The following is a 14,442-nucleotide window of genomic DNA, read 5'->3' on the forward strand; positions in this document are numbered from 1 at the left end:
AGCGAAGCTTTTTATAGTCGACCCAGATCGTTGATCAGGGCGAGCAACATCACCCCAATGACCAAACTGATACCGATCTGGACCCCCCAACCTTGCACCCGATCCGAAAGCGGACGACCGCGCGCCCACTCGATCAGGTAGAACAGCAAATGCCCCCCATCCAATACGGGGATGGGCAGCAGGTTAAGAACCCCCAGGCTTATGCTCAGGTAGGCCAGGAAATTCAGGAAATCCCCCACGCCCGACTGGGCTGAAGCGCCCGCCACTTTAGCAATGGTTATCGGTCCACTCAAGTTTTTTACCGAGAGCTCCCCGAACAGCATTTTCTTCAGCGATTCGAGGGTCAGGACACTCATGTTCCACGTTCTCGACAGGCTCTGGGCAACGGCATCCAGCGGCCCGTAGCTGACTTCGCGGAGCATGTCGGCGGGCCATTCGGCACCCTTGACGCCTGCCCCCAAGTACCCGCCGGAAGCCTGCCCTTCGCCGCGCCGGGCCAAGGTCACCGGGACCTCGAGCTGGGCACCGTCGCGCTCCACGCGCAGCTGCACCTTGGCCTCGGGGCGGGCGCGAACGCTGTCGACCACCTGCTGCCAATCGTTCAGGGCAACGCCATCGAGGCTCAGCAACCGGTCACCGGTCTTGAGCCCGGCAGCGGCGGCCGGGCCTTTCGGGTCGATCTCGGCCAGCACCGGCGCAATGGCCGGGCGCCACGGGCGCAGCCCCAAGGACTGGATCGGGTCCGGTTCGTCCACGCCCTTGAGCCACTGGCTGAGGGTGATTTCATGCTGGCGCTCCAGCGTACCGCCCTGCTCGATGACACCAACCTTGAGGGTGCCGCTTTCGCCAAGACGACGGACTAGTTGCAGGTTGACCGCAGACCAGCCATTGGTCGGTTCGCCGTCGATGGATACCACTTCCTGACCAGCGGCCAGGCCTGCGGAAGCCGCCAGGCTGCCCGCCTCGACGGCACCGATCACCGGGCGCACCTGCTGGGTACCGAGCATGGCCAGGACCCAGAAGAACAACAGGGCGAGGAGGAAGTTGGCCACAGGGCCGGCCGCGACGATGGCGATCCGCTGGCGCACCGGCTTGCGATTGAAAGACTGGTCGACCAACGCAGGCGGGACTTCGCCTTCGCGCTCGTCGAGCATCTTGACGTAGCCACCCAGGGGGATGGCTGCCACCACGAACTCGGTGCCGTGGCGGTCGTGCCAGCGCAGCAACGGCGTGCCAAACCCCACGGAGAAGCGCAGCACCTTGACGCCACAGCGCCTGGCCACCCAGAAATGGCCGAATTCGTGGAAGGTGACCAGCACACCCAGGGCGACCAGGGTGCCGACTATCATGTAGAGCGCTGTCATACCTGTCTCCGAATGACGTTCAGCCCATCCCTGGAACTCGCGGACATCAGTAACCGTGACGCCTCAACCACTCCCGGGACAGTTCCCGGGCCCGCTGGTCCGCGGCGAATACCGCCTCCAGCGAAGGCAACGGTACCACGGGTTCCTGGTCGAGCACCTGTTCGATCATACCCGCGATCTCCGGGAAGCGGATACGCCGCTGGAGAAATGCCTCCACGGCCACTTCGTTGGCCGCATTGAGCACGGCCGGTGCGCTGTTGCCCGCCTCAGCCGCCTGGCGCGCCAGGCGCAGGCAGGGGAAGCGCTGCTCGTCGGGGGCCTGGAAGTCCAGGCGGGCGATGGTGAACAGGTCCAGCGGCGCAACCCCCGAGTCGATGCGCTCCGGCCAGGCCAGGGCATTGGCGATCGGCGTGCGCATGTCAGGGTTGCCCAGCTGTGCGAGCACCGAACCATCGACATAGTCCACCAGCGAATGGATGACGCTCTGCGGGTGGACCACCACCTCGACCTTGGCCGGCGCCGCATCGAACAACCAACAGGCTTCGATGAGCTCCAAACCCTTGTTCATCATGCTCGCCGAGTCGACCGAGATCTTGCGCCCCATGGACCAGTTGGGGTGGGCACACGCCTGCTCTGGCGTGACATTGGCCAACGCCGCGGCCGGTGTCTCGCGGAACGGCCCGCCCGAAGCGGTCAGCAGGATGCGCCGCACGCCGACCTGGGCCAGCCCGCGAGCATGGTCGGCAGGCAGGCACTGGAAGATCGCGTTGTGCTCGCTGTCGATCGGCAGCAACACGGCGCCACTGCGCCGTACAGCGTCCATGAACAGCGCGCCGGACATCACCAGCGCTTCCTTGTTGGCGAGCAGCACCTTCTTGCCCGCCTCCACGGCCGCCAGGGTCGGGCGCAGGCCCGCGGCACCGACGATGGCCGCCATCACCGCATCCACCTCCGGCGCCGAGGCGACCTGGCACAGCCCGGCCTCCCCTTCCAGCACCTCGGTGGTGCAACCGGCACTCGCCAGGCCGTCGCGCAAGCGCGCAGCAGCCTCGGCGCTGGGCACCACGGCATAGGCCGGGCGGTGCCGCTCGCACAGGGCCAGCAATTCATCGAGGCGGGAATAGCCGCTCAGGGCGAACACCTGGTAACGCTCCGGGTGGCGCGCGATGACGTCCAGGGTGCTCAGGCCGATGGAACCGGTGGCACCCAGCACCGTGATACGTTGCGGATGGCTCACATCACACCCCATTCGGCAGCCCAGAGCAGTACGGCGAACATCGGGATCGCCGCGGTCAGGCTGTCGATGCGGTCGAGCACGCCACCATGGCCGGGCAGCAGGTTGCTGCTGTCCTTGATGCCTTCGCGGCGCTTGAACATGCTCTCGGTCAGGTCACCGATCACCGAGGACATCACCACGATCGCTGCGCCCAGCAGGCCGAGCAGCACATCGCCGATGCTCCAGTCGCGGGCCAGGCCCACGCCCAGGGTGATCAGCAGGCTCACCGCCAAGCCACCATAGACACCCTCCCAGCTCTTGCCAGGGCTGACCTGCGGCGCCAGCTTGCGCTTGCCGAAGGCTCGACCGGAGAAGTACGCACCGATATCGGCGGCCCACACCAGCACCATGACCGCCAGGATCAGCCAGTTACCCAGCGGCCAGTGCTTGAGCAGCACCAGGCCCTGCCAGGCCGGCAGCAGTACCAGCAGCCCGATCAGCAGGCGACAGGCCGCGCTGTTCCACAGCTCGCTGCTGCGTGGGTAGGTGAGCACCAACCAGGTGGCCAGCCCCCACCAGATCACCGAGGCGCCGAGGACCCAGGGCGCCAGGTCGGGCATCAGGTAAAGCAGCATCAGCGCCCCGGCGACCACCGCCGCATAGGCCAGGCGCAACGGCTGGGCGACGAGCCCGGCCAGGCGCGCCCATTCCCAGGCGCCGAGGGTGACGACCAGGCCGATGAACAGGGCGAAATCCCCGCCGTTGAGCAGGAAGAAGCCACCCAGCGCGACCGGCAGCAGGATCAGCGCGGTAATGATGCGTTGTTTAAGCATTAAGCACGAGCTCCAGCCTCGACCTGCTCGCTGGTCTTACCGAAGCGGCGCTGGCGCGAAGCGAAATCGGCCAGGGCGGTACGCATGGCCTCGTGTTTGAAGTCCGGCCAGTACAGGTCGGAGAAGTACAGCTCGGCATAGGCCAGCTGCCACAGCAGGAAGTTGCTGATGCGATGTTCGCCCCCGGTGCGGATGCACAGGTCGGGCAACGGCAGGTCGCCTGTGGCCAGGCAGGTCTGCAACAGGCCCGGGGTGATGTCCTCGGGACGCAGGTGGCCGGCCTGGACTTCACGCGCCAGGCGTTGCGCCGCCTGGGCGATGTCCCACTGGCCACCGTAGTTGGCGGCGATCTGCAGGATGAAGCGGTCGTTGCCGGCGGTCAGGGCCTCGGCTTCGCGCATGGCGGCCTGCAGCTCGGGGTGGAAGCGCGAGCGGTCGCCGATGATGCGCAGGCTGATCTTGTTCTCGTTCAGGCGCTTGGCCTCGCGGCGCAGGGCCGTGAAGAACAGCTCCATGAGCGCACCGACCTCATCGGCCGGCCGCTGCCAGTTCTCGCTGGAGAAGGCGAAGAGGGTCAGCACCTCGACCCCGGCCTCGGCGCAGACTTCGATCACCGCACGAACCGCATCGACACCGGCCTTGTGCCCGGCGACGCCGGGCAGCAGGCGTCGCTTGGCCCAGCGGTTGTTGCCATCCATGATGATCGCGACGTGACGCGGCACCGAAGGCGATGCCGCTGGCTTGGTCTTTTCCATGAAAGAAACCCCGGCCTCAGACGGCCATCAGGTCCTTTTCCTTGGCCTTGAACGCAGCATCGATTTCAGCGACGAACTTGTCGGTCAGCTTCTGGATCTCGTCCGCGGCACGACGCTCTTCGTCTTCGCTGATTTCCTTGTCCTTGGTGAGCTTCTTGAGGTCAGCCAGTGCATCGCGACGCACGTTGCGCACAGCCACCTTGGCGTCCTCGGCGACGCCGCTGGCCTGCTTGGTGTAGCCCTTGCGGGTTTCCTCGGTCAGGGCCGGCATCGGCACACGGATGGTGGTGCCTGCGCTGGACGGGTTCAGGCCCAGGTCGGAGGTCAGGATGGCCTTCTCGATGGCGGCGCTGAGGTTCTTGTCGTGGGCGACGATCTTCAGGGTACGGGCGTCCTCGACGGTGATAGCAGCCACTTGGTTCAGCGGCATCTCGCTCCCCCAGGCCGGGACCTTGACACTGTCCAGGATGCTTGGGTGGGCGCGACCGGTACGGATCGCCGCCAGGTTGCGAGCCAGGGCCTCGATGGACTTGCCCATGCGCTCCTGCGCGTCTTTCTTGATGTCGTTGATCATGCTTGGCCTTCCTCGATCAGAGTACCTTCAGCGCCACCCACCACGATGTTCAGCAGGGCGCCAGGCTTGTTCATGTTGAATACCCGCAATGGCATCTTGTGGTCGCGGCACAGGCAGATTGCGGTCAGGTCCATGACACCGAGCTTGCGATCCAGGACCTCGTCGTAGGTCAGGTGATCGAACTTCTCGGCGTGCGGGTCCTTGAATGGATCGGCAGTGTACACACCATCGACCTTGGTCGCTTTCAGCACCACGTCGGCATCGATCTCGATGGCGCGCAGGCAGGCAGCGGAGTCGGTGGTGAAGAACGGGTTGCCGGTACCGGCGGAGAAAATTACCACATCCCCGGAGTTGAGGTGACGAATAGCTTTGCGGCGGTCGTAATGGTCGGTAACGCCAACCATGGAAATGGCCGACATGACCAGCGCCGGGATGTTCGAACGCTCCAGGGCGTCACGCATGGCCAGGGCATTCATCACGGTGGCCAGCATACCCATATGGTCGCCGGTGACACGGTCCATGCCGGCGGCGCTGAGCGCTGCACCGCGGAACAGGTTGCCGCCGCCGATCACCAGGCCGACCTGGACGCCGATGCCGACCAGCTGGCCGACTTCCAGGGCCATGCGGTCCAGTACCTTCGGGTCGATCCCGAACTCTTCCGAGCCCATCAGGGCCTCGCCGCTAAGTTTGAGCAAAATGCGTTTATAGCGAGGTTGGCGACCACTCACCTGCTGGGCCATTGCGAGTTTCTCCTGGGGCGTACATTTAGAAAATTCGTGCGGGCTGTTTGCAGCCTGCTAACTGTAGCGTGGCGCTGCTTCAGCGCCAGCGGATGCGCGAGGGGTAAACCCGCATCCGTTTTGACAAAGAGGCTGCGCGCGTGAGCGGGCAGCCTCTTTGGGGCGACAGACGGGGCTGTCTTACTGCTTGGCGGCAGCTACCTGGGCGGCAACTTCTTCAGCGAAGTTGTCAACCGGCTTCTCGATGCCTTCGCCGACCTTGAAGTAGGTGAAGGAAACGATTTCAGCACCGGCTTTCTTGGCCAGTTCGCCAACCTTGACTTCCGGGTTCATGACGAAGGCTTGCTCTTTCAGCGAAGCTTCGGCTTTGAACTTGGTGATACGACCGTTGATCATGTTCTCAACGATGTTTTCCGGCTTGCCAGCGATCTTGTCGGCGTTCAGCTGCAGGAAGACGTTCTTCTCACGCTCGATGGCCTCGGCGGAGATTTCCGACGAATCCAGGAACTCAGGGTTCGAAGCTGCAACGTGCATGGCGATGTTCTTGGCCAGCTCGACGTCGCCGCCCTTCAGGACGACAGCAGCGCCGATCTTGTTGCCGTGCAGGTAGGCGCCGACGACGTCGCCTTCAACGCGCACCAGGCGACGGATGTTGACGTTTTCGCCGCACTTGGCGACCAGGGCTTCACGAGCAGCTTCGCGCGAGGCGATCAGCGGAGCGGCATCGGTCAGCTTCTGGGCGAAGGCTTCTTCCAGGCTGTCGGCAACGAAGTTCTTGAAGTCGTCTTGCAGGGCCAGGAAGTCGGTCTGCGAGTTCACTTCCAGCAGGACAGCGGACTTGCCGTCGGTCTTGACTGCGATGGCGCCTTCGGCGGCAACGTTGCCAGCCTTCTTGGCGGCCTTGATGGCGCCGGAAGCGCGCATGTCATCAATGGCCTTTTCGATGTCGCCGCCGGCCTTTTCCAGGGCCTTCTTGCAGTCCATCATGCCTTCGCCGGTACGCTCGCGCAGTTCTTTGACCAGCGCTGCAGTAATTGCTGCCATTTCAAAATCCTCTTGGAAAGTTTTTCAACCATTCCACCCGCTCGTCACGGGCGTTCAATTCTGCAAATCCACTGCTGTCACTTCAGCAGCCCCATGATGCGCAAAGGTGCTGACAGCAGGATTTCAAGGTGGCAAAAAGGGGGCCTAGCCCCCTTTTTGCGTGCCAAGTAGACGCCGGGCGTCAATTACTCGGCAGCAGGTGCAGCCGCTTCTTCAGCGTAGACTTCGGTGCCGCCGGCAACGTTGTTGCGGCCGCGGATGACGGCGTCAGCCATCGAAGTCATGTACAGCTCGATGGCGCGGATGGCGTCGTCGTTGCCTGGGATGACGTAGTCAACGCCTTCCGGGCTGCTGTTGGTATCGACAACACCGATGACCGGGATGCCCAGCTTGTTGGCTTCGGTGATAGCGATGCGCTCGTGCTCGACGTCGATGACGAACAGTGCATCAGGCAGGCCACCCATGTCCTTGATACCGCCCAGGCTGCGATCCAGTTTTTCCAGGTCGCGGCTGCGCATCAAGGCTTCTTTCTTGGTCAGCTTGGCGAAGGTGCCATCTTCGGCCTGGGTTTCCAGGTCGCGCAGACGCTTGATCGAAGCACGGATGGTCTTGTAGTTGGTCAGCATGCCGCCCAACCAGCGGTGGTCAACGTATGGCGAACCGCAACGAGCAGCTTGCTCGGCGACGATCTTGCCAGCGGAACGCTTGGTGCCGACGAACAGGATCTTGTTCTTGCCCTGGGCCAGGCGCTCGACGAACGACAGAGCGTCGTTGAACATCGGCAGGGTTTTTTCCAGGTTGATGATGTGGATCTTGTTGCGCGCGCCGAAAATGAACTTGCCCATTTTCGGGTTCCAGTAACGGGTCTGGTGGCCGAAGTGCACACCGGCCTTCAGCATATCGCGCATGTTGACTTGGGACATGATAGTTCCTTGATAAGTCGGGTTGGGCCTCCACGTATCCCAATGACCAACCCACAGGCTCGCGAGCTTGGGGCACCCAGGTCATCGTGTCGACACGTGTGTGGGTTAAGGCTTCCGGGGACCTCCCCCGAAAGCGGCGCATTTTATACCACAGACCGCGGGCGAACGGAACCCGGATGATGCCTCGTCCGTCAGCGGCTTTTGCAGCCTGTGGGCAATCGCGCCAGAATTGCCTACTGACTAGACAGCAGAACCTGCGCCTTTATCCCCACAGATTGACGCCCCGCTCTGCTAGAATCCGGCCTTTCCCGTTTGTTCGCGCCCCCAGGGCGCCGTAGAGAGCCTGTATGACCGTCACCATCAAGACCGCAGAAGACATCGAGAAGATGCGCATCGCCGGCCGCCTGGCCGCCGAAGTCCTCGAGATGATCGAAGAACACGTCAAGCCCGGCGTCACCACCGAGGAGCTCGACCGCCTCTGCCACGACTACATCGTCAACGTCCAGCAGGCGATCCCGGCGCCGCTCAACTATAAAGGCTTCCCCAAGTCGATCTGCACCTCGATCAACCACGTGGTCTGCCATGGCATCCCCAACGAGAAGCCGCTCAAGGATGGCGACACCCTCAACATCGATGTCACCGTGATCAAGGACGGCTACCACGGCGATACCAGCCGTATGTTCCACGTCGGTACCGTTGCGCCCTGGGCCGAGCGCCTGTCCAAGGTCACCCAGGAATGCATGTACAAGGCCATCGAACTGGTCAAGCCGGGCTGCCGCCTGGGCGATATCGGCGAGGTGATCCAGAAGCACGCGGAGAAGAACGGCTTCTCGGTGGTACGCGAATTCTGCGGCCATGGCATCGGCAAGGTGTTCCACGAAGAGCCGCAGGTACTGCACTACGGCCGCGCCGGCACCGGCATGGAACTCAAGGAAGGCATGACCTTCACCATCGAGCCGATGATCAACCAGGGCAAGGCCGACACCAAGGTACTGGGCGACGGCTGGACCGCCATCACCAAGGACCGCAAGCTGTCCGCCCAGTGGGAGCACACCATCCTGGTGACCGCCACCGGCTACGAGATCTTCACCCTGCGCAAGGACGACACCCTGCCGCGCACCTCGGCCTGACCCGCCCCAGGGCCAACAACACAGGAACGCGACTCGATGCCCCAGGTGGATCCCGAGCTGTTCGACCGTGGCCAGTTCCAGGCGGAACTGGCGCTCAAGGCAAGCCCCATCGCTGCCTTCAAGAAAGCCATCCGCCAGGCCGGCGCGGTGCTCGATCGGCGCTTTCGCGAAGGCGGCGAGATCCGCCCGCTCATCGAGGATCGCGCCTGGTTCGTCGACAATATCCTGCAACAGGCCTGGAACCAGTTCGACTGGCGCGACCAGGCCGGCATCGCCCTGGTCGCCGTCGGCGGCTACGGCCGTGGCGAACTGCACCCCTGGTCTGACATCGACCTGCTGATCCTGCTCGACAGCGCCGAGCACGAGCAGTACCGCGATGCCATCGAACGCTTCCTTACCCTGCTGTGGGACATCGGCCTGGAAGTGGGCCAGAGCGTGCGCACCGTCGAGGAATGCGCCGAACAGGCCAAGGCCGACCTGACGGTGATCACCAACCTGATGGAAAGCCGCACCATCGCCGGCCCCGAGGCCTTGCGCCAACGCATGCTGGATGTCACCAGCACCAAACATATGTGGCCGAGCAAGGAGTTCTTCCTGGCCAAGCGCGCCGAACTCAAGGCTCGCCACCACAAGTACAACGACACCGAATACAACCTCGAGCCCAACGTCAAGGGCTCCCCGGGCGGCCTGCGCGATATCCAGACCGTTCTGTGGGTGGCCCGCCGCCAGTACGGCACCCTCAACCTCCACGCCCTGGCCGACGAAGGCTTCCTGCTGGAGAGCGAGAACGAGCTGCTGGCCTCCTCCCAGGCGTTCCTGTGGCGGGTGCGCTATGCCCTGCACATGCTCGCCGGGCGCGCCGAGGACCGCCTGCTGTTCGACCACCAGCGCAGCATCGCCGCATTGCTCGGCTACGGCGACGAGAACCCCAAGCGCGCGATCGAGCAGTTCATGACCCAGTACTACCGGGTGGTGATGAGCATCAGCCAGCTGTGCGACCTGATCATCCAGCACTTCGAGGAGGTCATCCTCGCCGATGATGCCAGTAGCACCACCCAGCCGTTGAATGCACGCTTCCGGCTGCATGACGGCTACATCGAGACGGCCAACCCGGCCGTGTTCAAGCGCACCCCGTTCGCCATGCTGGAAATCTTCGTGCTGATGGCCCAGCACCCGGAGATCAAGGGCGTGCGAGCCGATACCGTGCGTCAGTTGCGCGAACATCGCCACCTGATCAACGACACGTTCCGCAACGATATCCGCAATACCAGCCTGTTCATCGAACTGTTCAAGTGCGAGATCGGCATCCACCGCAACCTGCGGCGGATGAACCGCTACGGCATCCTCGGGCGCTACCTGCCGGAGTTCGGCCTGATCGTCGGGCAGATGCAGCACGACCTGTTCCACATCTATACGGTCGATGCCCATACCCTCAACCTGATCAAGCACCTGCGCAAGCTGCAGTACACCCCGGTCTCGGAGAAATTCCCGTTGGCCAGCAAGCTCATGGGGCGCCTGCCCAAACCCGAGCTGATCTACCTGGCCGGCCTCTACCATGACATCGGCAAAGGCCGCCAGGGCGACCACTCCGAGCTGGGTGCGGTGGATGCGCAGGCCTTCTGCGCGCGCCACCAGTTGCCGGCGTGGGACAGCCGGTTGATCGTCTGGCTGGTCCAGAACCACCTGGTGATGTCCACCACCGCCCAGCGTAAGGACCTCTCCGACCCGCAGGTGATCAACGACTTCGCCCTGCACGTGGGCGACGAGACCCGTCTGGACTACCTCTATGTGCTGACCGTGGCCGACATCAACGCCACCAACCCCAGCCTCTGGAACTCCTGGCGTGCCAGCCTGCTGCGCCAGCTCTACACCGAGACCAAGCGCGCCCTGCGCCGCGGCCTGGAGAACCCGCTGGACCGCGAGGAGCAGATCCGCCAGACACAGACCGCTGCGCTGGATATCCTGGTGCGCGAAGGCATCGACCCGGACGATGTGGAACAGCTGTGGGCCCAACTGGGCGACGACTACTTCCTCAAGCACACCGCTGCCGACGTAGCCTGGCACAGCGACGCGATCCTCCAGCAGCCGGCCGATGGTGGCCCGTTGGTACTGATCAAGGAAACCACCCAGCGCGAGTTCGAGGGCGGCACGCAGATCTTCATCTATGCCCCCGACCAGCACGACTTCTTCGCCGTGACCGTGGCCGCGATGTCCCAGCTCAACCTGAACATCCATGACGCGCGGATCATCACCTCCAGCAGCCAGTTCACCCTCGACACCTATATCGTCCTGGACAACGACGGCGGCTCGATCGGCGACAACCCGCAGCGGGTCAAGCAGATCCGCGACGGCCTGACCGAGGCCCTGCGCAACCCGGAGGACTACCCGACCATCATCCAGCGTCGGGTCCCGCGCCAGCTCAAGCACTTCACCTTCGCCCCACAGGTGACCATCCACAACGATGCCCAGCGGCCGGTGACCATCCTGGAAATCACCGCACCCGACCGCCCCGGCCTGCTGGCGCGGATCGGGCGCATCTTCCTGGAGTTCGACCTGTCGCTGCAGAACGCCAAGATCGCCACCCTCGGCGAACGGGTGGAGGACGTGTTCTTCATCACCGACGCCGACAACCAGCCGCTGTCGGACCCCCAGCTGTGCCTGCGCCTGCAGGAAGCGATCATCAAGCAGCTGCAGGCTGGCCAGGCCAGCGACACCAGCACCACCCGCGTGACCTTCTAACGATTGACGAGACCCTGCGCCGATGAACCATGCCCTGACCCAGCTTCAGCCCTACCCGTTCGAGAAACTGCGTGCCCTGCTGGGCAGCGTGAAGCCTGCGGCGGACAAACGCGCCATCGCCCTGTCGATCGGCGAGCCGAAGCATGAATCACCGGCGTTCGTCGCCAAGGCCATGGCCGACAACCTCGACAAGCTGGCGGTGTACCCGAGCACCATCGGCCTGCCCGCGCTGCGCCAGGCCATCGGCCAATGGTGCGAACGCCGCTTCGGCGTGCCGGCCGGCTGGCTCGATGCCGACCGCCACATCCTGCCGGTCAACGGCACCCGCGAGGCGCTGTTCGCCTTCACCCAAGCCGTGGTCAACCGCGCCGATGACGGCCTGGTGGTCAGCCCCAATCCGTTCTACCAGATCTACGAAGGCGCGGCCCTGCTGGCCGGCGCCACCCCGCATTACCTGCCATGCCTGGAAAGCAACGGCTTCAACCCGGACTTCGATGCCGTACCGGCCGAAGTCTGGCAGCGCTGCCAGATCCTGTTCCTGTGCTCCCCGGGCAACCCCACCGGCGCCCTGGTGCCGATGGACACGCTGAAGAAGCTGATCGCCCTGGCCGACGAGCATGATTTCGTGATCGCCGCCGACGAGTGCTACAGCGAGCTGTATTTCGACGAAGATGCCCCGCCTCCGGGCCTGCTGAGTGCCTGTGCCGAGCTTGGCCGCAGCGACTTCAAGCGTTGCGTGGTGTTCCACAGCCTGTCCAAGCGCTCCAACCTGCCGGGCCTGCGCTCGGGCTTCGTCGCCGGCGACGCCTCGATCATCAAGCCGTTCCTGCTGTATCGCACCTATCACGGTTGCGCCATGCCGGTGCAAACCCAGCTGGCCAGCATCGCCGCCTGGCAGGACGAGGCCCATGTGCGTGAAAACCGCGACCAGTACCGGGCCAAGTACGACGCAGTCCTGGAAATTCTCCAGCCGGTGATGGACGTGCAGCGCCCGGACGGCAGTTTCTACCTGTGGGCCAAGGTGCCCGGCTGCGATGCCGATTTCACCCGTGACCTGTTCGAAGCCCAGCATGTGACCGTGGTACCAGGATCGTACCTGTCGCGTGAAGTCGATGGCGTGAACCCGGGCGCGGGCCGGGTGCGCATGGCGCTGGTCGCACCATTGGCCGAGTGCATCGAGGCCTCCGAGCGGATTCGCGCATTCCTGCAAAGCCGCTGATGGCATCAGGGGGCGCTTTGCGCCCCATTTCGCGGGACAAGCCCGCTCCCACAGAGGCCTCGCTATCTTGAAGGCAGCGCGTACCCTGTGGGAGCGGGCTTGTCCCGCGAATGGGTCAGCGACGGTGCTACCTGACCTGCCCCAGGTTCGCCTCACTCATGTCCAGCTCCCCCAGCACCTGGCGTACCACCTCATCGCCCACCAAGTGCTTGCGATGCAGTTCGTACAACGCCAACCGCTGCGCCCTCAGGGCCCGCACCCGCAATCGCCGCTCCAGCAGGTCCATCTGTTCGGCCAGGGCCCGGGCTTCGGCGGTGTCGTTGTAGCTGTCCAGCTCATCACGGTACTCGGCCATCAAGCGCGCCTTGAGCTCCACCGCCAAGGTCGCCTGGGCTGCATCCTGAGGCGCATTGGCATCGACCACCTCCTCGGCCTCCAAGGCATGGATGGCCGCCTCCGCCGTACGCCGCCAGGCGTCCTGTACCTCCTGGCGCAGGCGTTCGTCCGGGCTTTTGGTCACCCCGCGCAGCAACAGCGGCAGGGCGATGCAGGCACTGACCAGCGACAGCAGGATCACGCCGGCGGCGATGAAGATCAGCAGATCACGCTCAGGGAAAGCCTTGCCCGCCCCCATCAGCAATGGCACCGACATCACGCCTGCCAGGGTTACCGCCCCGCGTACGCCACCGAGCGTCAACAGCAGGCAGGACCGGGTGGTGGGCACCAGCACCAGCTCCGGCTTGCCGCGCCAACGGCGTACCACGCCGATCGCCCGCCAGATGCTCTGCACCCAGACGAAGCGCAGCGCCACCAGCGCCACGAAGATCGCCACCACGTCCAGACAGCGCCAGGCCAGGGTCGGCCATACGGTAGCTTCGTCGCTGACCACAGCCTTGATGATGTCCGGCAACTGCAGGCCCAGCAGCAGGAAGATCAGGCCATTGAAGGCGAACTCCAACAGCGACCACACACTGCGGTTGAGCAGGCGCGTACTCGTCTGGCGCGGCAGCAGGTCGAGCCAACTCTGCATCATGCCGGCCGCTACCGCAGAGAGGATGCCCGACACACCGAGGCGCTCGGCCAGCACATAAGCGGCGAACGGCAGCAGCAACATGAACACCACGTGGGTCGCCGGATCGTCCCAGCCGCGAGCGATCATCCAGGCCCGCAGCCGCCCGATCAGCCAGCTCAGGGCCACGCCGACCGCCAGGCCGCCCAGGGCGACGATGACGAAGGTCACGCTCGCCTCGGTCAGCGAGAACACCCCAGTGATCGCCGCAGCTAGGGCGAACTTGAAGGTCACCAGGCCCGACGCATCGTTCATCAGCGCCTCGCCCTGGAGCATGTGCATCAACGGGGTAGGCAGGCGATCCTGGGCGATGGCCGACACCGCCACGGCGTCGGTGGGCGACAGTACCGCCGCCAGGGCGAAGGCCACCGGCAGGGGAATGCTCGGCAGGATCCAGTGGATGAAGTAGCCCGCACCGACCACGGTGAACAGCACCAGCCCCACCGCCAAGGCCACCACCGGCCCACGCAGGCGCCACAGTTCGCGCTTGGGCATACGCCAGCCGTCGGCGAACAGCAGCGGCGGCAAGAACAGGAACAGGAACAGCTCCGGGTCCAGCGCCACGTGCAGGCCCAGGGTCGGCCAGGCCAGCAGCGCGCCGGCGGCGATCTGCACCAGCGGCAATGGCAGCGGGACCACCCGCCCGACCAGTTTCGACACGCTTACCAGCGTCAGCAGGATGAGGACGGTATAGGCTGACTGCATCGGCAAAGGCTTCCTGTGTAATCCGAATAAAGCGACAACGGGGCGAATCCTCGCCATTGAAACAATATGTTAGCGGCGGATGGGGAAACGGGGCCGCTGCACGATAGTCGCAGGGGGCGAGTGAATATGTA

General features: G+C 64.3%; 12 protein-coding genes. 3 read left to right on the plus strand and 9 right to left on the minus strand.

The genetic code is table 11. The features are described 5' to 3' along the window. Positions 1-11: 11 nt before the first annotated feature. The 8 genes from rseP to rpsB all read right to left on the minus strand — a co-directional run bounded on the left by rseP (position 12) and on the right by rpsB (position 7,449). Entirely contained in the window at positions 12-1,364 is a 1,353-nt protein-coding gene (gene rseP, locus ACXHGZ_RS15950) for an RIP metalloprotease RseP (RefSeq protein WP_480460552.1), read from the minus strand. Positions 1,365-1,410: 46 nt separating this feature from the next. Continuing rightward, positions 1,411-2,601, minus strand: coding sequence for a 1-deoxy-D-xylulose-5-phosphate reductoisomerase (ispC, locus tag ACXHGZ_RS15955; protein WP_084854369.1), 1,191 nt, complete (start codon positions 2,599-2,601; stop codon positions 1,411-1,413). Further along, complete coding sequence (locus ACXHGZ_RS15960) at positions 2,598-3,413, minus strand: phosphatidate cytidylyltransferase (protein WP_480460553.1); 816 nt, start codon at positions 3,411-3,413, stop codon at positions 2,598-2,600. Before ACXHGZ_RS15960 ends, ispC begins: the two co-directional genes overlap by 4 nt. After that, on the minus strand, positions 3,413-4,168 hold the full coding sequence (gene uppS, locus ACXHGZ_RS15965; protein WP_084854365.1) for a polyprenyl diphosphate synthase: 756 nt from the start codon (positions 4,166-4,168) through the stop codon (positions 3,413-3,415). Before uppS ends, ACXHGZ_RS15960 begins: the two co-directional genes overlap by 1 nt. A 16-nt stretch (positions 4,169-4,184) precedes the next feature. After that, positions 4,185-4,742: a ribosome recycling factor gene (gene frr, locus ACXHGZ_RS15970; RefSeq protein WP_084854363.1), complete on the minus strand. Its 558-nt coding sequence runs from the start codon at positions 4,740-4,742 to the stop codon at positions 4,185-4,187. Further along, the gene (pyrH, locus tag ACXHGZ_RS15975; RefSeq protein ID WP_084854362.1) at positions 4,739-5,482 is read right to left on the minus strand and encodes a UMP kinase; all 744 of its coding nucleotides are present in this window, start codon (positions 5,480-5,482) and stop codon (positions 4,739-4,741) included. The genes frr and pyrH overlap by 4 nt, the downstream gene beginning before the upstream one ends. A 180-nt stretch (positions 5,483-5,662) precedes the next feature. Continuing rightward, positions 5,663-6,526, minus strand: a complete 864-nt coding sequence (gene tsf / locus ACXHGZ_RS15980) for a translation elongation factor Ts (RefSeq protein ID WP_084854360.1) — start codon at positions 6,524-6,526, stop codon at positions 5,663-5,665. A 185-nt stretch (positions 6,527-6,711) separates the two neighbouring features. Continuing rightward, positions 6,712-7,449 carry a 30S ribosomal protein S2 gene (gene rpsB, locus ACXHGZ_RS15985; RefSeq protein ID WP_196144838.1) on the minus strand — a complete coding sequence of 246 codons (738 nt, stop codon included), beginning with the start codon at positions 7,447-7,449 and terminating at the stop codon, positions 6,712-6,714. Positions 7,450-7,796: 347 nt separating this feature from the next. On the opposite strand from rpsB, the gene map reads away from it, so the two are divergent. Genes map through dapC form a run of 3 tightly spaced genes read left to right on the plus strand, consistent with a single transcriptional unit; the run spans position 7,797 to position 12,537 of the window. Then, the gene (gene map / locus ACXHGZ_RS15990; RefSeq protein WP_084854356.1) at positions 7,797-8,579 is read left to right on the plus strand and encodes a type I methionyl aminopeptidase; all 783 of its coding nucleotides are present in this window, start codon (positions 7,797-7,799) and stop codon (positions 8,577-8,579) included. Positions 8,580-8,615: 36 nt separating this feature from the next. After that, positions 8,616-11,318, plus strand: a complete 2,703-nt coding sequence (locus ACXHGZ_RS15995) for a [protein-PII] uridylyltransferase (RefSeq protein ID WP_480460554.1) — start codon at positions 8,616-8,618, stop codon at positions 11,316-11,318. 22 nt (positions 11,319-11,340) lie between these two features. Beyond that, on the plus strand, positions 11,341-12,537 hold the full coding sequence (gene dapC / locus ACXHGZ_RS16000) for a succinyldiaminopimelate transaminase (RefSeq protein WP_480460555.1): 1,197 nt from the start codon (positions 11,341-11,343) through the stop codon (positions 12,535-12,537). 127 nt (positions 12,538-12,664) lie between these two features. Here dapC and ACXHGZ_RS16005 read toward each other — a convergent pair whose 3' ends face one another. Then, a complete protein-coding gene (locus ACXHGZ_RS16005; RefSeq protein ID WP_480460556.1) occupies positions 12,665-14,311 on the minus strand; it encodes a Na+/H+ antiporter in 1,647 nt (548 codons plus the stop codon). Between the last annotated feature and the right edge of the window lie 131 nt (positions 14,312-14,442).

Source organism: Pseudomonas shiyinii (assembly GCF_056725765.1).

Bases quoted from the DNA above. Each gene is read 5' to 3' on its own strand.
- rseP (WP_480460552.1), bottom strand. From the start codon at position 1,364: ATGACAGCGCTCTACATGATAGTCGGCACCCTGGTCGCCCTGGGTGTG.
- ACXHGZ_RS15960 (WP_480460553.1), bottom strand. From the start codon at position 3,413: ATGCTTAAACAACGCATCATTACCGCGCTGATCCTGCTGCCGGTCGCG.
- uppS (WP_084854365.1), bottom strand. From the start codon at position 4,168: ATGGAAAAGACCAAGCCAGCGGCATCGCCTTCGGTGCCGCGTCACGTC.
- frr (WP_084854363.1), bottom strand. From the start codon at position 4,742: ATGATCAACGACATCAAGAAAGACGCGCAGGAGCGCATGGGCAAGTCC.
- pyrH (WP_084854362.1), bottom strand. From the start codon at position 5,482: ATGGCCCAGCAGGTGAGTGGTCGCCAACCTCGCTATAAACGCATTTTG.
- tsf (WP_084854360.1), bottom strand. From the start codon at position 6,526: ATGGCAGCAATTACTGCAGCGCTGGTCAAAGAACTGCGCGAGCGTACC.
- rpsB (WP_196144838.1), bottom strand. From the start codon at position 7,449: ATGTCCCAAGTCAACATGCGCGATATGCTGAAGGCCGGTGTGCACTTC.
- map (WP_084854356.1), top strand. From the start codon at position 7,797: ATGACCGTCACCATCAAGACCGCAGAAGACATCGAGAAGATGCGCATC.
- ACXHGZ_RS15995 (WP_480460554.1), top strand. From the start codon at position 8,616: ATGCCCCAGGTGGATCCCGAGCTGTTCGACCGTGGCCAGTTCCAGGCG.
- dapC (WP_480460555.1), top strand. From the start codon at position 11,341: ATGAACCATGCCCTGACCCAGCTTCAGCCCTACCCGTTCGAGAAACTG.
- ACXHGZ_RS16005 (WP_480460556.1), bottom strand. From the start codon at position 14,311: ATGCAGTCAGCCTATACCGTCCTCATCCTGCTGACGCTGGTAAGCGTG.